This is a genomic window from Streptomyces sp. NPDC094032 (assembly GCF_040303965.1).
Classification (GTDB): domain Bacteria; phylum Actinomycetota; class Actinomycetes; order Streptomycetales; family Streptomycetaceae; genus Streptomyces.
On record NZ_JBEOUE010000024.1, the window covers coordinates 87,472 to 111,475 of the forward strand.

Here is a 24,004-nt window from a genome sequence, read left to right on the forward strand (position 1 = left end):
GTGATGGTCGGGGTCCGGTGAGGGGCCCGTAGGGGCCTTCGTCTCCGCCGGACGGGCCTTTCGGCCCTGCGTGGGCCCGCAAGGCGCACATACCGTGGGGGGTATACGTTCGAGGTTGGCTGAGGAGGCCCTGGTGAAGGTCGTCATCGTTGGTGGTGTCGCGGGCGGTATGTCGACGGCGGCACGGTTGCGGCGCCTGGACGAGCGGGCCGAGATCGTCGTGCTGGAGAAGGGCCCGCACGTCTCGTACGCGAACTGCGGTCTGCCGTACCACCTCGGCGGCGTGATCGAGGACCGCGACGCGCTGCTCCTCCAGACCCCCGAGTCGCTGCGCGCCCGCTTCGCCCTGGACGTACGGACGGGCCACGAGGCGCTGGCGGTGGACCCGGCCGCGCGGACGGTGACCGTGCGGGACCTGGACGGGGGCGGCACGTACGTCGAGAGCTACGACCATCTGGTCCTGAGTCCCGGCGCGCGGCCCGTCGTCCCGGACGTGCCGGGGATGGACCGGGCGATGACCCTGCGGGACGTCACCGACACCGACCGGATCGCCGCGGCGGCGGCGGGCGCCGGCTCGGCGGTCGTCATCGGCGGCGGTTTCATCGGCGTCGAGGTCGCCGAGAACCTGCGCCTGCGCGGCCTGAAGGTGGCCCTGGTGGAACTCGGCCGACAGGTCCTGCCGCCCCTGGACCCGGAGATGGCCGCCCCCCTCGCCACCGAGCTGGCCGCCCACGGCGTCGACGTACACCTGAACACCCAGGTCACGAAGGTCCTGCCGCAGGCCGTCGAACTCTCCGACGGCACCACCCTGCCCGCCGGTCTGGTCGTCCTGGCCATCGGCGTCCGCCCCGACACCGCCCTGGCCCGCACCGCGGGTCTCGCCATCGGGGAGCGCGGCGGGATCGCCGTCGACGCCCGGCAGCGCACCAGCGACCCCCACATCCACGCCGTCGGCGACGCAGCCGAGAAGACCGACCACCTCACCGGCGACCCCACCCTCGTCCCGCTCGCCAACCTCGCCAACCGCCATGGCCGCCTCGTCGCCGATGCCCTGACCGGCCGCCCCGTGAGCAGCGGGCCCGCCATCGGCACGGCCGTCGCGAAGGTGTTCGGCCTGACGGCGGCCGCGACCGGCTGGAACGAGAAGCGCCTGACCGCCGCCGGCATCCCGCACCAGGTCCTGCACATCCACCCCACCCACCACGCCGGCTACTACCCCGGCGCCCGCCCCCTGGCCCTCAAGCTGCTCGTCGACCCCGCGTCGCAGCGCATCCTGGGCGCCCAGGCGGTCGGCGCCGAGGGAGCCGACAAGCGCGTCGACGTCCTGGCCACCGCGATCCGCGGCGGCCTGACCGCCCCCGAACTCGCCGATCTCGAACTGGCCTACGCGCCGCCGTACGGCTCGGCCAAGGACCCGGTCAACATGCTCGGCCACGTCGCCGACAACCTGGCCACCGGCACCACCGACACCGTCCAGTGGCACCAGCTCGACCAGGCCGTGTCCGAAGGCGCCGTCGTCCTCGACGTCCGCACCCCCGCCGAACACCGGTCCGGCGCCCTGCCCGACGCCCTCAACATCCCCGTCGACGAGCTCCGGGCCCGCCTGGACGAACTCCCCACGGACCGCCCCCTGATCGTCTACTGCCAGGTCGGCGTCCGCGGCCACACCGCCGCCCGGCTCCTGACCCAGCACGGCTACCGCGCCCGCAACCTCGACGGCGGCTACCTCACCTGGAACGCCTCCCGCGCCGACTGACGGGCGCGGGAAGAACCGCAGGGCGGCGGGTTCCCCTCACGTAGGTGAGGGGAACCCGCCGCCCTGGTACTGCCGTTGGGGACGGGACGGATCAGCCGGTGGCCGACTCGATCTGGGGGGCCTTCTTCTCCTTCATCGCGCTGATGGTGTCGAGCATGCCCTGGTGGAACTGCTCCCGGGTCATCTCGGTCCCGTACTTCTTGAACATCTCGACGCCCTGGCGGACGCTGGTGATGTCGCCGATGTCGGTCTTGCCGACGAAGAACTCGGAGCCGGGTATCGCCGCCTGGGCGCCACCCTCCAGATAGCTCTGCTCGAAGCCCTCCGCCATGCCCACGAAGCCGTAGTGCACGTTCGACCAGACGTCGTAGTAGGCCTCGTCCTCACCGCCGGGGACCGTGAAGTAGTAGTCCGACGACGTCGACAGGTTCATCATGTTCTTGAGCTTGGGCTTGTGGTCCCAGTCGGATCCGGCATGGACCTTGTACGCCCACATGCTGGAGGCCTTGGCCATGGAGAACGGGAGCCAGCTCTCGTTGGCGTCCTTGATCCGCTGGAAGTCGCCGGAGCGGAGGTTCCGCATGATCTCGTCGTACATGTAGTCCTCGGCGATCTTCCAGCGTGCCGGACCGAGGGGACGTGAGGCGGCCTTCTCCTTGGCCACGCGCGCGGCCTTGTGGGACGCGTTCCACGCCTTCTTCGCGTCCGACATGTGGTTGGGGCCGGAGCCCTGGCCTCGGGGGGTGCGGTTCCAGAGCCCCGCGGCGTCCGCGGCCTCCTCCATCTGCTGCGCGTGTCCGGCGCAGTAGTCCCAGACGCAGTTGTTGGAGCCGTCGCCGATGACACCGTCGGTGTCGAGGAACACCCCGGCGCACCGCCCGTCCTTGCCGCCGCCCGGCGAGCCGTGCAGGCACATCCGGCCGTCCGGGTCGGAGTTGGTGACCGGGTTGTTGTCCGCGTACGCGTAGCCGTTCCAGCTCTGCGGGTCGGCGCCGTCGAACAGCGGGTCCGTGCTGATGAACCGGCCGGCCGTGGGCAGGTACTGGCGGGCGCCGAGGTTGGTCAGGCCCGTCGTGGTGTCCTTGGTGCCGCCCACGAAGCCCTTGTCGCCGGCCCACGTCGACGGCTGGGTGCCGCGCGCGTTGCCGAAGGGGTCGGTGGGGCGCCGGGTCGCGGCCAGCGTCGACAGGTCGAGGGCGAGACCGCCGGTCCCGTGGTGGTCGGCGACCTGGACGACGAACGCCCCCGCGGCGGTGCCCGCGCCCGTGCGGACGATGGTCATGCCGCCCGGGATCGGGTAGTAACGGGTGCCGGTCTGCGGCTTGTTGACGGAGGCGGTGTCCACGGTCAGCTCGTCGGTGCCGAGGTTGATCGTGGTCTTGCCCGGGTTGCGGCGGAGCAGCTGGTTGCCGTCCGCGTCGTAGACGTAGGTCGTCGTCGTGTCGGGGACGGTCCACTTCTGCCCGGCGGGCACTGTGGTGGCGCAGTCGCCGAGGACGAGGTCGGTGCCGTCGGTGGTGACGTCGCCGGGGACGGCGAGGCAGCGGCCGGAGGCGGGGTTGTAGAAGGTGGTGTCGGTACGTGCCGTCCAGGTCTGGGCGGCGGTGCCGTCACAGCTCTGGATCTGGACCGGCGACCCGGCCGCGGTGCCCATGGCCTGCAGGCACTTGTTGCCGGTGGAGAGCCGGTCGCCGGCGGTCGCGAACCGCTGGCCCGCGCCGGTGTTGCAGGTGTAGATCTGCACCGGGTTCCCGCTGGTTGTGCTGCCGCCCTGCATGTCCATGCACTTGCCGCCGATGCCCTTGATCTGGGGGGCGGTGGTCAGCGAGGCCAGCTTGCCCTCGACGTTCCAGTTCAGGCTGCTGGTGCCCGACTTGCCGGCGCGGTAGGACGTGGTGTTGCCGACCGCGTCGTACTGGAAGTTGTCGTTGTTGGTGGTGGTCGTCGTCTTGGCGGTCGACGTGAGCAGGGCGTGCGGACCGCCTGTACCGCCGCCCGCGGTGGGCGCGTTGGTCGGCGCGTTGACGGTGCCGGGGGCGATGAACGTCTGGGTGGTCGTCACGTCCTTGGTGGTGTCACCGGCGGGGTCGTGGCTGACCTGCCGGGTGCGGTTGCCGGTGAGGTCGTAGCCGAAGTCCTGCCAGTACGGTGCCGGGCCGCCGATGTTCGCGACGGCCGGCGTGGTGGTGGCGCAGCCGCCCTGGTCCTGGGTCTGGCCGGACTCCGGGGCGGTCAGACCGCCGTTGTCGGTCCAGGCCGTGGTGAGCCGGCCGAGCGCGTCGTAGGTGAAGCACTGCCGGTCGGTCTGGGACGGGATGTTGTCGGCGACATCGGTGATCGAGGTGACCTGCCCGGCGTCGTTGTACGTGTAGCCGGTCTGCTGGACCGCGCCCGTGGTGGACGTCTGCTTGTCGACGAACTGCCGCTTGACCCGGCCGGTGGCCTGGTCGTAGTCGGTCGTGGAGACGACCTGGCTGGCCCACGGGTTGACGGTCGAGCGGATCGGACGTCCGAAGGCGTCGTACTCGGTCTGCGTGTCGTACGTCGTCGCGCCCGCGTACTTGAACATCTGGCCGTAGTCGTTGTACGAGTACACGACGTCGTCCAGCGGCAGGCCGCCGAGCGCCGGGAGCACCGTCTCCTTGGGGCTGCCGGTGATCTTGTCGTAGACGGTGCTGGTCGTGTACGTGAAGGTGCCCGAGGCCAGTCCGGCGTCCGTGCCCGGGATGCTCACCGTGGAGCCGGTGACGCGGTAGCCGTCGTCGTACCCCTTGATCGTGGTGGTGTACGCCTGGCCGCCGGTGCCGCCGACGTACCGCGTGGACGAGGCGGGCTTGCCCTTGCCGGCCGTCGCGGTGTCGAAGGTCCACGCCGTGAGCTGCTTGGCGCCGGTGGCGACGGTGCCGTCGAACATGCCGGCCTTGCGGCCGATCAGGTCGTAGGCGAAGGTCACCGTCTGGCCCTTGCCGTTGGTGGTGCTGCCGAGCCGCCCGGCGGCGTCCCACGTCTGCGTGGTCGTGCCGGTGTCGGGGTCGGAGGAGGTGATCTGGCGGCCCCGCTGGTCGTAGCCGTACGACCAGGTGTTGCCCGCCGTGTCCTTACGGGTGAGCGGGCTGCCGTCCGCCGTGTAGGTGGAGCGCGTGATGACGGCGTCGGCCGGCAGACCGGTCACCGTGGGAGTGGTGTACTGCCACAGCTCCGTGGTGCGGCCGCGGCCGTCGGTGAGGACTGTGGTCGGCGCGGAGCCCTTCGGGGGCACCACGTCCGTCCGGTCGACGCCCTTGAAGTCGGTCGTCGTACGGGACTGCTCCACGCCCAGCGACCAGGAGGCGGTGACCACCGCGCGGCCCAGACCGTCGTAGGTGGTGCGGGTCTGCGACGGGATCGTGCTCTCCGCCGAGGGCAGCAGGGTTCCGGTCGGTCCCGAAACGTCGTTGTACCAGGGCGCGTTGGCGGTTCGGCTGCGGCCCTGCGAGTCGAGCAGCGTGTCGGAGACCAGCCGTCCGCTGTAGGCGGGGTTGGCCGGTGACGTCTGCGTCTGCCGGGTGCGGGCGAAGCCGTCGAGGATCTCGACGCCCTTGACGTAGACCGGGGTCTCGCCGTCCTTCGTCAGCCTGTTGGTGGTCGTCGTCGACGGGACGCCGGCCTGGTTGGACACGGCGTACGCGAAGGTCATGTTGGCGTTCGGGTTGCCCCCGGGGGTGCGTCCGGGCAGCCAGACGGCGGTGAGCCGGCCGAGCGCGTCGTACGTCTCCGTGGTCGTCTTGAGGTTCTGGTCCTTGACGGTCAGGGGCAGACCGCGCCGGACGTCCATGGTGGTGACGCTGTCCCAGGTGCTCGTCGAACCGGGCACAGGGGCGGCGACCGTCAGGGTGGAGGGCAGCTCACCGGTCGCGGCGGGCGTGTAGGTCGTCGTGGTGACGGCCCCGTCCGGGTGCTGGGTGTCCTTGCCGTTCGGGTCCTTGGCCGAGGTCGTCCGGCCGTAGGCGTCGTACGCCGTGATCGCGGTCGGCACGAAGAAGGGCGTGCCGTCCGACTCGTAGCGCTCCAGGACCTCCGACTTCGTCGCGTCGGCGGTGGCGGCCGCCTGCCCGTTCGGCAGGCCGTCGTAGGAGGTACGGGTCCGGGTGACGGTGTTGGCGGCCGCGGCGCCCGCGGTGCAGGCGTTCGCGCCGGAGACGACGGTCTGCTCGGACACCAGGGAGGTCACCTGGGCGTCGGGGCCCGTGGCGTACCCCACGCGGGTGCACAGGTCCGGCAGGCCCTCGGCCTGCTCCAGGGTGGTGGAGACCCGGTTGTTGTGCGCGGAGTCGGTCGTCGTGGTGGTGACCGTGGACCGCCAGGTGCCGTCGGCCTTCTTGCCCTCGGCCGTGACGGCGCTGGTGGTGGCCGTGTAGCGGGCGACGAGGTCCGGCAGGCCGGAGCCGCGCGCGTGGGTCGCGGTCGTCACCTCGCCCGAGGCGGCGGACACGCTGCGGCTGACGACACCGCCGCCCGCCTGAGCGTACGACTCCGTCTGGAGCGTCTGGCCGCTGAGCCAGTCGTGGTCGGTGACGGAGCGCCCGAGGGCGTCGGTGAGCTGGACGCCGCGAGTGGAGCCGTCCTTGCGGACGTCGCCGTTCATGCCCTGCCGGTAGGTGGTCCGGGACTGCGACTTGGGGCCGTCGTTGCCGCTGCCGCTGGTGGCGGTCACGCTGGCGAAGCCTCGGAACTCGCCCCAGGTACGGGACTTGGTCTCGGTGAACTCGCTGTCGTCCCGGTGCCAGCCGGCCGCGCCGTAGGCGTAGCTGGTGATCTTCTGCGGGGCGTCGGTCGTGGTGTCGTTCTCGGTGAGCGAGGCGACGGTGTAGTGGTTGAACCAGTCGAGCACGGGATCCGCGCCGGCGACCGAGCCGGGCGGCAGCCAGCGGACCGGGTAGCAGGCCATGGTGTTGTCGTCCTCGGCGGGCGGCATCACATGGTTGAGGCGCGAGCAGGCCGGCAGGTTGTAGTCGACGTTGAGGACACCGCCGGTCTCGTTCTTGATCTGCTGGATGCGCGGCCGGTCCATCAGCGGCGGCGCGGGCACGAGGTCGGTGCCGTCGACCCGGTTCGCGAGCATCACGGGCACGAACGTCACCGCGGGCAGCGTGACCTCGGGGGTGCCGGTCCTGCCGGTGCGCTGGACCGAGTCGAGCCACAGCGCCTTCTGGCTGGTGGCGTCCTTCGGGTCGGGGAAGGAGTGCTTCAGGACGTAGGAGTCGACGTCCTGCCAGGCGTTGTTCACCCGGACCTGGGTCAGCACGGACGCCAGCCGGCGGGTGGTGAAGAAGGTCGGCGAGAGGTTGGCGCAGGTGCCGGAGCTCTTGCACTCCTGGTCGACGGGGACGTCGGGCCAGTTGTTCTTGTTCGCCGCGGTGCGCTGCGAGGGGTCGCAGACGGCCGTGTCGAGGCAGCGCTCGGCGGTGCCGAGCGTCACCCGGACGGCGGGCTGGAGACCGCCCTTGGCCGCGACCTGGTCGGACAGGCGCTGCCCGTACGCGACCGAGGCCAGGGTGTTGGCGCGGGTGTACGCGGTGAGCGTGCCCGCGCCCGGGTTCTGGCCGCCGCCGCGCGTGTAGGAGTTGGTCTCGGGGGCCCAGGTGTACGTCGCCAGGTTGCCGTGGGCGTCGACGACGTAGTCCAGTTGGAGGCGCTGCCACATCGTGCACCAGGAGGCGTTGCCCTTGGCCGAGTCGTAGCACGGGTCGCCGGACTTGGGGGAGTACACCGGAACGCCGGAGACGGAGTTCGTGGCCGGGTCGCTCTTGTCGCCGCCGGGCAGGTGGTTGACGCCGAAGTGGTAGACGGTGCCGGCGGTGTCGGTGACCTTCGCGTACGCCCCGTCCTGGACGCCGTTGGCGGCGCCGGAGCCGAACTCGATCTTCGTGCCGTCGTCGTTCTTCAGCCGCCACACACCGGTCGCCGCGTCCGTGCCGGCCGCGCCGGTGGCGACGCGGACGAGCGGCCCGGAGTGGCCGCCGAGCGAGAGGCTCGCGTTGAAGCCGGCCCAGCACAGGTCACCGGAGTTGGTGATGCCCGCCTTGTCGCAGGGCTTGTAGGTGCGCTCGATGAAGCCGGGGTTGAGGTCCCAGCCGTCACCGATCCAGGAGGCCTGGGCGTTGGTGGCGGAGGTACGGCCGTCCACGGAGGACGAGTCGTAGCCGAGCGCCAGCGACGGCGTCTGGCCGCCGAGGGACGGCGGAAGCTGGAACGGGTAGCTGTACGTCAGCGCGCCGGAGGAGCCGCCCGCGGCCCACGCCGAGGACGGGTTGAGCCCGGACGCCTTGTAGTCGCCGCCGCCGCCCGAGGCGCCGGTCTCGGCGGCCAGCAGCATCGGGGCGCTGCCCGAGGACTTCGCTCCGCTCACCGCGGCCAGCAGCGGCGACCGGGTCGCGGCGCCGGAGATCCTGGCGGGGGCGGGCGCGAGGGACGGGACGGCGAGGTCGGCCGTCAGCCGCCCGGTGGCCTTGTCGTAGCGGGTGGCGAGCGGGGTGCGGACCCGGCAGGACGCCACCTCGGGGGTGGTCGCGGCACAGGCCGGCAGCGTCACCAGGCGGCCGCGCGCCGCGAACTGCCCGCCGGTGGCCTGCTGGAGGGCCGCCAGGTCGAGACCGACCGTGGCGGGCACGGTTCCGGACGCGCCTTCGCCGACGGAGGCGACCGAGAACATCAGGCCGTGCACGCCGGCGGCGCGGGCGGCCTTGCCGTCGTTGCGTACGACGGTCACCGCGGGCAGCGGCGTCTTCGCCGCCTTCGCGGCGGGGCCCACCCACACGGGGAGCCGGCCCGCGCGGGCCGGGGTCCTCGTGGGCAGCGCGGTGCCGCTCAGCGCGGTGACGTCCGGCACGGCGGCGGCGGGCGTGGCCCGCTTCGGGACCGCGCGGGGCGGGGCCACGGGACCGCGCTTTCCGGCCGCGGTCCCGGCGATCGGGGTGGTGTGCGGCAGCGGCGTCTTCGGCGGCTGCCAGATTCTGTCGAAGTCCGGCCCGACCGGTGCGGCCTGGGCCGCCGGTACTGCCAGAAGGGACGCCGTCAGGGCGACGATCAGCGGGACGGTGGCCCGTGTTCGTGAAAGTCGCCCGGATCGGCGCATGCCAAAGCGAGGCATCGCTCAACCCCCGTTGAAGAGTGAAAGTGGAAGGGCGCCGCCGGTCCGAATGATCGACGGCACAATCGGACGGGAAGGTAACAGGCGCTCCAACCGCCCGTATCCCATGAGCAGTTCAAATTCGGACGTGTTCTAGATCACATCGTGTGCAATTCGTGAAGGCTACGCACAAGATGGACACGATGTCGCGTGGCGCATTTTGATCGTTGACCATGCCCCTGCCAAAGTGCCCCCGATCTCTGCGCGCCACGCGCCGCGAACACGCACATGCATGGGGGAGTACACGAGCATGTCCACTGCACCAAGAGCCGGACTGCGAAGGCCGGTTGCGGCCGCCGCGGTCCTGGCGATGTCGGCCGCGCTGCTGGCCACCGCGCCCTACACGGCCCAGGCGGCACCAGCACCGAAGCCGGATCCGTCCGCCACCACGCCCGCTCCCGCCGCCTCCCGGGGCAGCACCGGGCGCCCGAAGCCGACGGCGGCCCGCCTCGCCGCCGAGAAGGCGAAGCAGCAGGCCCGGGCCACCGGCAAGAACGTCCAGATCCCCGAACTCACCGACGAGTTCAGCACCACCGTCGTCACGCCCCAGGGCAAGCTGCGCACCGAGCGCACCATCGAAGCCCAGCGCATGAAGGGCAAGAAGGGCGGCTGGGTCACCCTCGACGACACCCTGATCACCCGCGCGGACGGCACCGTGGCCCCCAGGGCCGCCGACACCGACCTCGTGCTCTCCGGCGGCGGCACCGGCCCGCTGGCCACCATGACCACCGAGAACGGACAGCAGCTGTCCGTCTCCTCGCCGTTCCCCGGCGCGCTGCCCAAGCCGGTCCTCAGCGGCAACGGCGCCCTCTTCGAGAACGTGGCGCCCGACACCGACCTGAAGGTCACCGCCACCAAGTGGGGCGGCTACGCCACCGTCGTCATCCTGCGCAGCCCGGCCGCCGCCGCCAACCCGGCCGTACGGGACCTGGTCTTCCCGGCGGAGACCAAGGGCCTCACGCTCGCCAAGGACAAGGACGGCAACCTCACCGCCGCCGCCGGACGCGACACCGTCTTCCGCGCGCCCGCCCCCCTCATGTGGTCCGCGAAGGAGGCCCGCCGGCCGGCCGCGCGCGGCGGCAAGTACGCCGACATGGACGCCTCCGCGCCCGTCGACAAGGCCAACGGCGCCATCGACGGACTGAGCAGCCCCGAAGGACCCGGCGCCCGGGCCACGATCGCCAAGATCCCGGTCACCCGGGCGAAGACCACCGCCACGGCGGGCAAGGACCGTGGCGCCATCGCCCTGGCCCCCACCATGGACCTGCTCGACGGCGCGAACACCAGCTACCCCGTCTACATCGACCCCGACTGGTCACGGGACTCCCGCAACAAGCAGCACCACGCCTGGGTCATGCAGGCCTGGACCGGCACCGGCAACTTCGACCGCTCCGGCTCGAACGACCGGGACCACCCCGGCTCGGGCTTCCAGGGCTGGGAATCCCCGTACGGCATCGAGCGCGCCCTGTTCGAGTTCGACATCAACGGGTACTACGGCTCGACCGTCAACTACGCCAACCTGCGGGTCAACCAGTACATCTCCTCCGACTGGTCCTGCTCCACCACCTACCCCGTGAACCTCTACCGGGCCCGCGAGTTCGACGGCTCGGTGTCCTGGAACAACCACGAGGTCCGGGAGTGGCTGGACGGCAAGTGGGTGCCCGGCAACGGCACCAACTCCGCCTGCTACAACGACATCCCCGTCGACTTCAACGTCACCGGCGCCATGCGGGACGCGATCCGCGACACCAGCAAGCCGCTCGCCTTCGTCCTGCGCGGCAACGAGGGCTCCGGCGACAAGATGGGCTTCAAGCGCTTCAACTACAACGCCACCCTCAGCACCGAGTACGACTTCCCGCCCAACACCCCCGACAACCTGCGCGCCAACCCGGTCCCGCGCCGCGTCGTCGCCGGTGACACCCAGGCGTGCGGCAATGTCCCCGCGTCCTCGTACGGCTGGGTCACCGACACCCACACCGACCTGATCTCCCGCGTCAGCAGCCCCAACCAGGGCCAGCTCACCGAGTGGGTCGACGTCTGGGACGAGACCGCGGGCGCCACCGCGCACCAGGGCTGGTCGGGCTTCGTCTCGAACTGGTCCGAGGCCGGGTACGCGCTGCCCATCGGCCTCCTGCAGAACGGCCACTCCTACGCCTGGGCCACCCACGGCGACGACGGCCTGCTGCGCGGCCCGTCCAGCACCACCTGCCACTTCGCCGTCGACATGACCCCGCCGGTCATGGCCTTCGGCCAGTTCACCGACCCCAACACCCAGTACCCGCCGGCCGGCAACGGCCAGATCACCAACCTGCGGCTCGGCGACACCGGCTCCATCCCGATCTCGGCGTCCGACCCGAGCCCCGGCGCCGGACTCCGCTCCTCGGGCCTGGCCTGCGTCCAGTGGAGCTTCGACCCGCAGCTCGCCGGCGCCCAGCAGAGCTGCGGCAGCCCGCTCTCCACGAGCGGCATCAGCGTCAAGCCCACCCACTGGGGCACCAACATCGTGTACGCGCGCGTGCTCGACGAGGCGGGCAACGCCTCGCAGACCCTCTCGTACGCCTTCTACGTGCCCTGGAAGGACGGCCCGGTCGCCTTCGGCGACACCACCGGTGACGCCCGGCCCGACATCCTGATCCCGGACACGTCCGGCAACCTGGTCACCCACGGGCGCGCCACCGACGGCAGCACCGCGAGCTACACGCCCAGCGGCACCGCCGCGACCGCCCTCCAGGCGCCCGAGGTGAGCTCCGGCCGCACCTGGAAGGACTACCGGATCGCCCACCGCGGCTCCCTCGACCCGGGCCGCAACGTCGACGACCTCTTCGTCCACCGCGAGCCCGCCACCGTCGGCGGCCTCGGCGGCAGCGACCTGTTCGCCTACGACAACACGCTCTCCAACCCCGGGGTGTTCACCCTCGGCACCAAGCACACCGTCGACAAGCCGGACTGCGACCCGGCGTACGGGAGCTCCTGCCCCGGCTACCACAACGTCGGGACCTGGCAGTACTCCAGCCAGATCACCCCGACCGGCCCGGCCCGCACCTCGCGGACGCCGAGCCGCAAGGTGTCCGATGCCACCGGCCTGCTCTCGGTGGAGTCCGGCAACCTGTGGTTCTACCCGGTCAAGTCGAACCAGACCCTCGCCCCGCCGTCCCTGGTGTCGGGCACCGGTGACTGGGACGACAAGGACCTGATGGTCCCCGGCAACACCCTGGCCGTGTCCACCGCCACCACCACCGACACGGCCCCGGCCCTGTGGGTGCGCAACCGCACCAGCGGCGACATCTTCCAGTACAAGCTGTCCACCGCCACCCGGACCGACGAACTGGGCCTCACCTACACCGTGTTCACCGGCGTCACCGCTCAGCCGACGACCCGTATCGGCTGGGGCATCAACGGCACCGGCTACCCGCGGGTCGGCTCCGACGGCGACGTCACCGACGACGGGGTGCCGGACTTCTGGGCCCTCGACACGGCCGGCACGCTGCACGCCTGGGCGGGCACCGTGAACGCGGGCGCGGTGAACGGCTTCGACGGCTACCACACGCGCGGCAACACCCAGGCACCGACGGTGCAGTGGCGCCTGGACAACAAGAAGTCCGTCCCCGCGGGCAACGACGCCGTCGAGGCGAACATCAGCTACGCGAGCGACACCGTGGACGGCCGCCCGGTCACCGTCGCCGTCTTCAACGACACCCTGAAGTCGAGCCTCACCGCACCGGCGGCCTCCGTCGACACCCGGCAGAGCTTCACCATCAGCACCTGGGCGAAGCTGGACAAGCCCGACGGTGTGATCGTCAGTCAGGACAGCGTCCACGGCAGCGCGTTCATGCTGTGGGCCGACTCCGGGAACTGGCGCTTCGCCATCGCCCGCGGTGACGACGACGGCTGGCCGTACGACTTCAACGCCACGCTCAACGCGGCCAACACCTTCCAGCTCGGCGCCTGGACCCAGCTCACGGCGACGTACAACGCCACCACGGGCTCCATGAGCCTGTACGTCAACGGCCGCCTGGCCTCCAGCGGCTTCCACGCGGCGAACAGCAGCCCGGCGCCCAGCGGCAAGCTGGTCATGGGCCGGTACAGGTACCAGAGCCAGTCCAGCAACTGGCTGGCCGGCCGGGTCAGCAACCTCGCCGTCTACCAGGGCTACACCCCGCAGATCACCACCGCCGGCAGCCCGATCCGCTTCGCGGCCTCCCCGGACCTCTGCGTGGACGCCCCGAACAACAACAGCGGCAACGGCATGCACCCCGCCCTGTGGGGCTGCAACGGCACCGACGCGCAGAAGCTGAGCGTCAACGCCAACGGCACCCTGACCCAGCAGGGCCAGTGCGTCGCCGTCGTCGGCAACCAGACCACGTCGCAGAGCGGCGTGATCTTCTGGCAGTGCCTCGGCGAGGGCGGCCAGCAGTGGCAGCCGCGCGCCGACGGCTCGATCTACAACCCGCAGTCGGGCCGCTGCCTCGACGTACCCTGGGCGAACCGCGCCTGGGGCACCGTCTTCCAGCTCTTCGACTGCAACGGCACCCCGGCCCAACAGTGGAGCGTCCCCGCGATCTTCACACCCGCGCTGCCGGTCAATCCGTAGGACAGCAGCGGCACATGCGGCCCGTCGAACGCCCCGTCCCTCGCGGACGGGGCGTTCCCGTTGGCGCGGGGGAGCGGCGACCGGGGCGGAGCGGCTCGGCCGGATGGCCGATGCCTGTCGCCCTGCCGTTCGGCGTGCGTTCACATGGGGAGTGGGTCGATGCCGACCGGTGTTCGGCAGCGACCGGGAGCCTCGTCTCGCCCAGTCTCCCTGCCCCTGCCCTCCACCCAGGACGGACACATCGTGCTCGAAGCCGTACGCGCTCCCGGTTCTCCCCGCTCACCCCGCGCTCTCCGCCATGCCTCGCTGCGCCTCGGCGTCGTCGGCTCCACCATGGCCGCCGCGGCGGCCATGCTGCTCGCGCCCGCGGCCCAGGCGGCCCCGGCGGACGACATCCGCATCAACGAGGTGGTGACGACCGGCAGCGTCAACGACTCGATCGAGCTGTTCAACAAGGGAACGGCCGCCGTGGACGTCTCCGGCTGGATCCTCAAGGACGACAACAACAGCTCCAAGTTCACGGTGCCGTCCGGCACGACGCTCGCGGCGGGCGCCGTGCGCGCCTTCGACGTCTCCGCGTCGTTCGGCCTCGGCTCCAGCGACAAGGCCCGCCTGTACCTGCCCGGCGGCAGCACTCTGGTGGACAGCTTCACCTGGACCAGCCACTCCGCCACCTCCTGGTCGCGGTGCCCGGACGGCACCGGCGCCTTCGGCCAGGCGGCCCTGACGCTCGGCGCGCCGAACAACTGCGGTTCCGGCGGCGGTACGGCCCCCCAGGCCTGGCCCGGCGGCAGCGCGGTGGCGACGGCGGACGGCTCCAACGTCTTCGGCTCGGACCTCAGCGGCCTGTACGAGGAGGGCTCGGTGCTGTGGGGCGCCCAGAACTCCGGCAAGCTGTGGCGGCTGGTGCGCGACGGCTCCGGCGGCTGGCGCCCGGACACCGCCAACGGCTGGACCTCCGGCAAGACCCTGCGCTTCCCGGGCGGCAGCGGCACGCCCGACAGCGAGGCCGTCACCCTGACCGGCGCGGGCGCCACGGGCGGCGCGTACGTCGCCAGCGAGCGCAACGGCGACGCCTCCGGCACCAGCCGCCTCTCCGTCCTGCGCTACGACGTCACCACCGGCTCCGGCACCACCCTGACCGCCACCAAGGAGTGGAACCTGACCGCCGGCCTGCCGGCCGTCGGCTCCAACGCCGGCTTCGAGGCCCTCACCTGGATCCCCGACGCCACCCTGACCGCCGCGGGCTTCAAGGACGAGTCGACCGGCACGGCCTACGACCCCAGCCGCTTCGGCGCGCACACCGGCGGCGTCTTCTTCGTCGGTGTCGAGGGCACCGGATCCGTCTACGGGTACGTGCTGGAGGACGGCGGCACCGCCACCCGCGTCGCCACGATCGGCAGCGGCATGGCCGGCGTGATGGAGCTCCAGTGGGAGCCGCAGGCCGCGCGCCTGTGGCTGGTCTGCGACGACACCTGCTCCGGCCAGCACCGGACCCTGAAGATCGGCACCGACGGCAGCTTCGCCCTGGCCGGCGTCTACAACCGCCCGGCCGGCATGGCCAACCTGAACAACGAGGGCTTCGCGCTCGCCGCGGCCGACGAGTGCGTGGGCGGCAGCAAGCCCGTCTACTGGTCGGACGACAGCAACACCAGCGGTCACGCGATCCGCAGGGGCACCGTCACCTGCTGATGTCAGTGGTCCCCACTAGCGTCGGAGGTGCTGGAAGAAGCCTTCCTGACAGGGGGATACATGATGGCCGAGGGCTGCGCGGAGCCGACGCTCCGGGTCGTGCTGACGGACGTGAACGAGGGCGTGGTGAAGGCGTGGCGGGCGGCGTTCGCCGACACGCCGGGCATCGAGATCCGCCGGGGTTCGATCCTCGACGAGAACGTGGACGCGTGGGTCACGCCGACGAACGCGGCGGGCAGGATGGACGGCGGCGTCGACGCCGTGATCAAGCGCCACCTCGGAGCGGGCATCCAGCTGCGGGTGAAGCGGGCGATCAAGGACCGCTTCGCCGGCGGCCTGCCCGTCGGCAGCGCCGTGTGCGTCCCGTCGGGGGCGGCAGTCCCGCGCTTCGTGATCTCGACGCCGACCATGGTGCGCTCCGCGCAGGACGTGAGCGAGACGCTGAACGTGGCGATGGCCTGCGCGGCGGCCTTCCAGGCCGTGCACCGGCAGAACCGGCGCGCGCCGGGCAGCATCCGCTCGGTCGCGCTGGTCGGCATGGGAGCGAGGACCGGCGGCGTCCCGGCCCGCGTCTGCGCGAATCTGATGTGGACCGGCTACACGCTCTTCCACGACCACTGGTTCGAGGACGACGACGAGCTCCGCGCCACCATCACCGCCCAGCTCGCCGGCATCGACCAGGCACCGGCCACCACGAGGGTGCGGATCACACCGCCGAAAGGGCCCGACGCGAACGACCCGCTCGGCCTGACCGCCCTGTTCACGGGCGGCGCGGAGCCCTGGCTCCCGCTCCTCGGGCCGGTCATCGAGGCACGCCCGGACGCCGCCGCCTTCATCGGCCCCGGCCGCAGCCCCCAGGTCGTCCCCGTACGGGAGCTCACCTTCCAGGCGCTCAAGCCCAACCCGCCGCACAAATGGAAGGTCGTCGCCTTCGGGCAGAACCCGTACCCGCGGCCGGAGAGCGCCACCGGCATCGCGATGTTCGACAACACCTTCAACGACTGGAAGGACAGCCAGTTCGGCCGGGTCGTCAGCATCCGCTGCCTCATCAAGGCGGCGGCCATGTGGAAGTACGGCATCCCCAAGAAGACACCCGTGGGCGACGTCCGCGCCCTGCTGAAGGAACGGGACACGGTCCAGCCGCCCGAGTGGTTCCAGGCGATGCTCACCCAGGGCGTGCTGCTCCTGAACGCCTCCCTCACCGCGAGCGCCGACGGCGCCATGGGCACCGACCAGCACACCGGGTTCTGGCGCCCGGTGGCCGAACGGATCGTCGAGGAGATCCTCCGGGCCAAACAGGAGGCCGTGGACGAGGAGGACCGCGGGGTCGTCTTCGCCTGGTGGGGCGCCCACGCCCGCAGCCTGAAGCGGACCGTCCTGCGCCTGCAGAAGAAGTACCCGGACGTCGAGGTCCGGCACATCGACCACGCCAACCCGGCGGCACAGGGCGACCTGTTCTGCGAGGGCGACCACTTCACCACGGTGAACGACGCCCTGCGGTCACTCGGCGCCGAGGCGATCGACTGGCTGCCGAGCAAGGGCTGGGACCAGCCGCCCGCGAGCGGGCAGGGCACCGGCGCGGAGTCCGAGGCGGCCGCTCGGATGGGCGCCTTCATCGCCTCGACCATGGAGCTGCACCAGCTGTACCTGGAGCGGCTGACCAGCGTCCAGGACGAGGGCCGGGTCCTGCCCCCGCTCACCGGAGTGTTCGACACCCCGCTGATGCCCTTCGAGGAGGCCATCGCCCCGGTCACCGGCGTGCTGTCCGGGCTCGGCCGGCACATCGACCGCTCGCGCGAGTTCGGCAAGCGGCGGGCGGACGAGCAGACCGGGCAGACCGGGCAGGGACTGTCGGCCGACACGATCGCCGCGCTCTTCCTCTACACCTGCGAGTCCGGCTTCTACCGGGACATCAACGCCGTCCTGCGCTCCCCGGACCGCGCCCGGGTCGTCCCGTACCTCCCCTACCTCCGACTCCTCTTCTCCGCCGTCTCGCAGCTCCCCGCCCAGCACCGCCCCCTGTGGCGTGGCGTCGGCCTGGACCTGCGGCGGCAGTACCCGGTCGGAGGGACCGTGACCTGGTGGGGCGTCTCGTCCTGCACCTCGCAGCTGAGCGTCGCCCGCTCCTTCCTCGGCAGCCGCGGCAAGCGGACCCTGTTCGAGGTGACCCCGGCCCGCGCGGTGGGCATCCGCAGCTTCTCCGCGTTCACGGGGGAGGAGGAGTACATCCTCGCCCCCGGCACCCAACTGGAGGTCACGGACGTGACGACGGAACGGGGCGGCCTGTCCACGGTCAAGCTGAAGGAGGTGGACACGCCGCTCGTCTCCTGAGCGGGGAAGCGGTGCGGCATGCGCGGCTCGGATCCTGAATGCGGAAGACGCATACAGGTTTTGCTAGTGTCGCGCCATGATGGGTATGGAGGACGTCCTGAGACTCACGGTCGCCGCGCTGATGACGCGGACCGGTGAACGACAGGGCGATCTGGCCGCCGGCCTCGGGCAGTCGCAGGCGCAGGTCTCGCGCAAGCAGGCGGGCAAGTCCCACTGGTCCCTGGAGGACGTGGACCTGCTCGCCGCCCACTACGGGCTGCATCCGCTGGACGTGCTGGCCGGGCCGACGCACGCGGTGGGCGTACTGCACGGAGCCGTGCCCAGCCTCCAGGGCGGCACTCAGGCGCTCGCCGCGCCACTCCCGGCCCGAGAACGACCCGCCGCGGCTCCCACCACCGAGGCTCCCACGCCCGAGCCGCCCGCTCCCGTCACCCCGTCCCCGGCGCCCGAGCCGCCCGCTCCCGTCACCCCGTCCCCGGCGCCCGACCCGGCGCCCGTACCGGCCCGTGCCGAGCCAGATGAGCCGGATGAGCCGGATGAGCCGGACGGGGTGCCGGGGCACCCGTGTGTGCTGTGCGGGCAGCCGGCATCCCTCGAACTCGACGGCTTCCCCCAGCACCTGACCGCGGAGGAGTGCGCGGCGGCGGTCGCCGAGGCAGCGGACGCGGCGCCCGAGACGCCCGCGCCGGTCGACGAGCCGACACCTGTCGACGAGCCCGCAACACCTGCGGAACCGGAGTCGGCCCCGACCGCCCCCCCGGCAGCGCAAGCCACGACGCACGCCACGCCGCGCCCCGCGCGAAGCGCCCCCGGCTACGCCTCCGCCACCCTCGTGGAGCAGATCACCGACCGGGTCCACGAGGTCCTGTCCGCGTGCTCCGGCGACGTCGAGGCCGCGCAGGCGGAGCTGATCAAGGCGGCGATCCCGGACGTCATGAGCCTGCTGAAGGCCTCGCGGGTGGGAGGCCGGTACGAGCATTCGGAATTCCCGCCGACCGCCGAGATCCTGCGGAAGAAGTCACAGAAGGGCGCGGACGACATCTGGGAGGGCCGCCCGAAGTGGCGCAACCCGGAGCTCTTCGCCGCGGCGAAGAAGGGCGAGCGGATCGAAGTGACCGCGCTGGACATGAACGCGGCCTACCTCTCCGCGCTCAAGTGCTGGCTGCCCATCGGTCAGCTCCGCGAGGACACCAGCGGCGTCCACGATCCGAAGAAGGCCGGCGTCCACCTCGTCACCCCGCCCGACTGGCACCACGACGACCTTCCCGCCCCGCTCGGCGCCCGCATGGAGCCGGGGGAGCTGTGGGTCACCGAATCCACGCTGCGCCTGATGCTCGACTGCGCCCGCCAAGGCCTCGCCGAGGCCCCGGTGATCCACCGTTCCCTCGTCTCCGGCGCCTCGGAAGCGCTGCTGGAGAAGCTGCGCCGCGCGCTCGCGGAAACCAGGAAGAAAGCGACCGCGGACGGCGATGAATTGACGGTGGCCTATGTGAAGGCCATGTACTCCAAGTTCGTGTCGACGATCGGCGAGTCCAGTGCGAACCGTGAGATCCGCCGCCCGGACTGGATGCACATCATCCGCTCGAAGGCGTTCGCGAACCTCTGGATGAAGGCGAACAAGGCCCACAGGGCCGGACTTCGGATCGTGGAGATCTCCGGCACGGACGAGCTCCACGTGGCGGGCGACTGGCGCACGGTCTTCCCGGAGGGGCGGGATCTGAACCAGGTCAAGGAAAAGGAAAGCTACATCCTCGGAGGTAAGCGCTGATGTCGGGATCTCCGGACCTGTGGTCCCGCTGGGGTGAATTCCGTAAATTCCATGCGCAGGGGATGAAGGGCGGCGAAGCCCTGATCCTGGAACTCAACCGCATCGTCTACTCCTCCGGAATCTCCTCACCCATCACCACCAAGCGCGGACTCGTCGCCCGCCTGCGCTACCTCGACAGTCCGGCGGGCCGCGCCGCCCTGCGCGAGCAGGGCGTGTCCGCGCGCACGATCCGGTCGTGGATGAAGTCGAAGGGAAAGGTGACCCCGACCGCGGCGAACCGCGAGCGGGTCGACGCCGCCTACTGGTTCCGTCGGCGGGAGAACCTGATCCGCTCCGGCTGGCTCAAGCGCCACCTCGACAACGACGGCCGCGGCCGCCGGATGGAGATCTACCCCGTCGACCAGTCCCACGTCCCCGCCGAGCGCCTGCGCCCCGGCCTGTCCCAGCGCTCCATCACCGTCCGCTACATCTGGAGCGACCTCGTCGACGCCTGGGCCGCCCAGGACGGCAGCACCGTGGACGAGATCTGGGACGACGTCATCAGCGACCTCGACTCCGACTACAACGCGTACAGCTACGTCTCCTCGGTCGGCATCGGCGCCTGAGCACGCGAAGACAGGTCTGGGGCCCGCCACGAGGTGGGCCCCAGACCTGTCGAAGGCAGGGGATCAGCAGGCGCCGAGGTCCTGCCAGACGCCCCACTCGCCCGTGGTGCCCGGCTCCTCGCCGGTCGTCCACCACTTGGCCTTCCAGGTGTGTCCCTTGTGCGAGACCTGCTGGCCGCCGGTGTACACGCTGGAGGAGACCCACGGGGCCGCCGTGCACTGGGTGGCGCCGCCCGTGACGGTCAGGGAGAAGACCGCCGCGTGGCCGGCCGACGGGCTCGCTCCGTTGACCACGATCTGGTAGGTGCCGGAGACCGTGGCCGCCGTCGTGTTCACGGTCAGGGTCGAGGAGCCCCCGGCGGTCACCGACGCGGGGCTGAGGGTGGCGCTGACACCGGCGGGCAGGCCGCTGACCGTGAGGTTCACCGTCTGCGCCGTACCGGCCGTGACGGCCGTCTTCACCGTGGTGGAGGTGGACGCTCCGGCCGTGACGGTGGCGGCGGCCGGGGTGGCGGTCACCGAGAAGTCGTCGGTCGGGGTGGTCGTCCCGCTGGTGAAGGGGGCGAAGATGTGCGAGAAGTCCCAGGTGTTCTGCTGGATGCCGGAGCAGCCGTCGGCGGCCGCACCGCCGGGGCAGCTGCCGTTGTCGCGCTGGAGCGCCCAGAACGAGAGGGTGTTGATGCCCTTGGCCACCGCCCAGTCGTAGACCGTACGGGCGTTGGCGAGGGTGAAGGTCTCGGCCGGGCCGAAGTCGTCGACGCCGACCATCTCGATGATGCCGACCATGCCCCAGAGCTGGGTGGCCGTCTTCGTGGGGTAGAGCTTGGCGAGCTGGTCGTAGAGGCCCTGGGCGGCCGTCTTGGTGTCCGCGGCCATGTCGTGGGCGGCGTTGTCGTAGTAGTCGAAGGTCATCAGGTTGACGACGTCGACGCGCGCGCCGTTGGTCACGGCGTTCTTGAGGACCGCGAGCCCGCTCGCGGCGAGGCCGTGGGTGGTCGTCGGCAGGGTGTACGAGATCTGGATTTGGCGGCCGTTGGTGGCGGCCCAGTCCTGGACCAGCTTGATGGCCTTGTTGCGGCGGTCGATGCCGGCCGTGTTGTCGAGGGAGTCGACCTCGATGTCCATGTCGAGCCGGGTGATGTCGTAGGTCGTGATGACCTTCTCGTACACGGCGGCGATCCGGTTGACGTCGGTGCAGCTGTCGGCGATCTCGGTGCCGGTGGTGTCGGCCGTGTAGCCGCCGAAGGAGGGGATGACGTCGCCGCCGCGGGACTGCATGGTCTTGATGTCGGCGCCGAACGAGGCCTGGGCGATGGGCAGTCCGGTGTCGCCGTTCCAGTACGCGGTGCAGGAGCCCTTGGTCGCGGTCTGGAGGAACGCCATCGTCAGGTGCTTGGCGCCCGACTGCGCGCTGAGGGCGGCGGGGCTCTCCCCGGTCCAGGACTCGAAGTAGGGGGCGAAGACCCGGGCGGGCAGCGGGGTCGCCGCCTGGGCGGGGGAGGTGGCGATGGTGGCGAGGCCGAGGGCGGCCACGGCGGTCACGGCGGCGGTGAGCGCCGAGCGGAGCGAACGTCGTCTCATGGCGATCCAATGACTGTGGGGGGGCGGGGAGGGTGCGTCGACGTCCTTGTCACGCACGAGTGTCGGGATACGGAGTAACCCCGGCGCCATGGGCACGTCAATGGCCTGGACCAAACTTGGACTAGACCAATTTCGTCGTTCGTTGCGTGGTACATCCAGCCGGTACGGGCGCTTGCTGGAGCGATGCGCGCGGGTGGCCGGATTGGTCCAGTGAGCCAGGGACCGGGCCCTCATACGCGGAGATGTCCCCGGCCCCGCCCGCCCCCCTTTCCCTCAATTCCTTTTCGTTGACAGGTTTTTGACCTCTCTTGATCACCCCCTGCCCCCTGCGTGAACTGATCCTGACAAGAGTGGCGCCGTACCCGCCGCGCTCCGCGCGCAGTTCGCGGACGCCTCACCACAGGGGAAGACATGGGAAGCAGCCGTACGATGCGGCGCACATCAATGGTCATCGCGGCGGCCCTGCCGCTGCTCGCCGGCGCACTCGCCGTCGGGATCCCGGCCGCGCAGGCCGCGACTCCGGTGCCCGGCGGCCGGGTGGCGCTGGAGGGAGCCCGGCCCGGCTGGGCCACCGACGCCGCGGACAAGGGCAGCACCGCGCGGACCGCGCGGGTCGACGCCCGCGTCTACCTGGCCGGACGGGATCCCCGGGGCCTCACCGCCTACGCCGAGGCCGTCTCCGACCCGAAGTCGGCGCTCTACGGCGCCTATCTGACGCCCGACCAGGTGCGCGCCCGCTTCGGCGCGACGCCGCAGCAGGTCGAGGCCGTCACGCGGTGGCTCAAGGCGTCCGGCCTCACCGTCACCGGGACGAACGAGCACTACATAGCCGTCTCGGGCGACGTGGCCGCCGCCCAGAAGGCCTTCGCGACCCAGCTGCACGACTACCGCAAGGGCTCGGCCGTCTACCGCGCCCCCACCTCCACCCCCTCCGCGCCGGGCGCCCTCGCGGACGCGGTGCTCACGGTGACCGGCCTCGACAACGCCCCGCACCGCTCCACCCACCAGGACACCCTGCCCGGCCCCGGCGCCGGATTCCGCAACGCGGGCCCCTTCTCCACGTACTACGGGTCGAGCATCGCGAAGTCCCTCCCGGACGCGTACGGCGCGAAGGTCCCGTACGCGGTCAAGGGCTACACCGGCAAGCAGCTGCGCGCCGCCTACGGCGCGGGCGGCTACACCGGCCGGGGCGTCACCGTGGCCATCACCGACGCCTACGCCAGCCCGACCATCGCGGCCGACGCGCGGACGTACGCCGCCCGCAACGGCGACAAGGCGTACCGCGCCGGCCAGCTCCGGCAGGTCACCCCGGCCGAGTACACGCACACCGAGGACTGCGACGCGTCCGGCTGGTACGGCGAGGAGACCCTCGACGTCGAGGCCGTGCACGCCGTCGCCCCGGACGCCGACGTCGTCTACGTCGCCGGAGCCTCCTGCAACGACCCGGACCTGCTGGACGCGCTCAACAAGATCGTCGACAAGCGGCTCGCCGACATCGTCTCCAACTCCTGGGGAGACATCGAGGCCAACGAGACCCCGGAGATCGCGGCCGCCTACGACCGGACCTTCAAGCTGGGCGCCATCGAGGGCATCGGCTTCTACTTCTCCTCCGGCGACGACGGCGACGAGGTCGCCAACACCGGGACCAAGCAGGTCGACACCCCGGCCAACTCGGCCTGGGTGACGGCGGTCGGCGGCACCTCGCTCGCCGTCGGGAAGAACGACGGCTACCAGTTCGAGACCGGCTGGGGCACCCTCAAGGCGCCCCTCGCCGCGGACGGCGCGAGCTGGACCGGCTTCCCGGGCGCGTACACCAGCGGAGCGGGCGGCGGCACCAGTGCGACGGTCCGTCAGCCCGACTACCAGCGCGGTGTGGTGCCCGACGCGCTCGCCAAGGCGACCGGCACGTCGCGGATGCGAACGGTTCCTGACATCGCGGCCATCGCCGACCCGAACACCGGCTTCCTGGTCGGCCAGACGCAGACCTGGCCCGACGGCTCCGTGTCGTACGACGAGTACCGCATCGGCGGCACCTCGCTGGCCGCCCCGGTCGTCGCGGGCGTCCAGGCGCTGGCGCAGCAGGCCAGGCACCTGCCGATCGGCTTCGCCAACCCCGGCATCTACGCCCGGTACGGCTCCCCGCTCTACCACGACGTCACCGACCACCCGCTGGGCGAGGACCGTGATCTGGCCGTCGCCCGCAACGACTTCGCGAACGGCACGGACGCCTCCGAAGGTCTGGTCACCTCGGTGCGCAGCCTCGGCAAGGACAGCTCGCTGACCGCCGTGCGCGGCTACGACGCGGTCACCGGGGTCGGGTCCCCGGCCCCCGGCTACGTGGACTCCTACCGCTTCGCCTCCCGGCGCTAGAAGCGCCGCCGCGAGGCGGACGGCGGAAGAGGGACGAAGGCCCCGGACACGACGTGTCCGGGGCCTCCGTCATCCGCGACCCACTGTTACTGTCGGGGGAGTTGAGGCAGGTGGGGGGCATGGACCGGGGGGTCCCCGCGCG

9 protein-coding genes are annotated in these 24,004 nt (G+C 71.5%); 7 read left to right on the forward strand and 2 right to left on the reverse strand.

What is annotated here, in order from left to right; all coding sequences use genetic code 11:
• The first annotated feature begins 133 nt into the window (after nucleotides 1-133).
• Nucleotides 134-1,756 (forward strand): FAD-dependent oxidoreductase, encoded by a 1,623-nt coding sequence (locus tag ABTZ54_RS28140; RefSeq protein ID WP_351668334.1) that lies wholly within the window; start codon nucleotides 134-136, stop codon nucleotides 1,754-1,756.
• Between the two features lie 91 nt (nucleotides 1,757-1,847).
• On the opposite strand, the gene ABTZ54_RS28145 is transcribed toward ABTZ54_RS28140, so the two are convergent.
• The gene (locus tag ABTZ54_RS28145) at nucleotides 1,848-8,870 is read right to left on the reverse strand and encodes a ricin-type beta-trefoil lectin domain protein (protein WP_351668336.1); all 7,023 of its coding nucleotides are present in this window, start codon (nucleotides 8,868-8,870) and stop codon (nucleotides 1,848-1,850) included.
• A gap of 304 nt (nucleotides 8,871-9,174) precedes the next feature.
• Between ABTZ54_RS28145 and ABTZ54_RS28150 the strand changes: the two genes are divergently transcribed.
• The 5 genes from ABTZ54_RS28150 (at nucleotide 9,175) to ABTZ54_RS28170 (ending at nucleotide 19,911) form a co-directional block, all read left to right on the forward strand.
• Nucleotides 9,175-13,515: a ricin-type beta-trefoil lectin domain protein gene (locus tag ABTZ54_RS28150; RefSeq protein WP_351668338.1), complete on the forward strand. Its 4,341-nt coding sequence runs from the start codon at nucleotides 9,175-9,177 to the stop codon at nucleotides 13,513-13,515.
• Nucleotides 13,516-13,848: 333 nt separating this feature from the next.
• Nucleotides 13,849-15,207, forward strand: a complete 1,359-nt coding sequence (locus ABTZ54_RS28155; RefSeq protein WP_351668386.1) for a lamin tail domain-containing protein — start codon at nucleotides 13,849-13,851, stop codon at nucleotides 15,205-15,207.
• 27 nt (nucleotides 15,208-15,234) lie between these two features.
• A complete protein-coding gene (locus ABTZ54_RS28160) occupies nucleotides 15,235-17,538 on the forward strand; it encodes an ADP-ribosyltransferase domain-containing protein (protein WP_351668340.1) in 2,304 nt (767 codons plus the stop codon).
• A 76-nt stretch (nucleotides 17,539-17,614) separates the two neighbouring features.
• Nucleotides 17,615-19,306, forward strand: coding sequence for a helix-turn-helix domain-containing protein (locus tag ABTZ54_RS28165; protein ID WP_351668342.1), 1,692 nt, complete (start codon nucleotides 17,615-17,617; stop codon nucleotides 19,304-19,306).
• A 62-nt stretch (nucleotides 19,307-19,368) separates the two neighbouring features.
• Entirely contained in the window at nucleotides 19,369-19,911 is a 543-nt protein-coding gene (locus ABTZ54_RS28170; protein WP_502997326.1) for a hypothetical protein, read from the forward strand.
• A 63-nt stretch (nucleotides 19,912-19,974) separates the two neighbouring features.
• Here ABTZ54_RS28170 and ABTZ54_RS28175 read toward each other — a convergent pair whose 3' ends face one another.
• Nucleotides 19,975-21,492, reverse strand: coding sequence for a chitinase (locus ABTZ54_RS28175; protein ID WP_351668346.1), 1,518 nt, complete (start codon nucleotides 21,490-21,492; stop codon nucleotides 19,975-19,977).
• Between the two features lie 411 nt (nucleotides 21,493-21,903).
• Between ABTZ54_RS28175 and ABTZ54_RS28180 the strand changes: the two genes are divergently transcribed.
• The gene (locus ABTZ54_RS28180) at nucleotides 21,904-23,862 is read left to right on the forward strand and encodes a S53 family peptidase (RefSeq protein WP_351668348.1); all 1,959 of its coding nucleotides are present in this window, start codon (nucleotides 21,904-21,906) and stop codon (nucleotides 23,860-23,862) included.
• The last annotated feature ends 142 nt before the right edge of the window (nucleotides 23,863-24,004 follow it).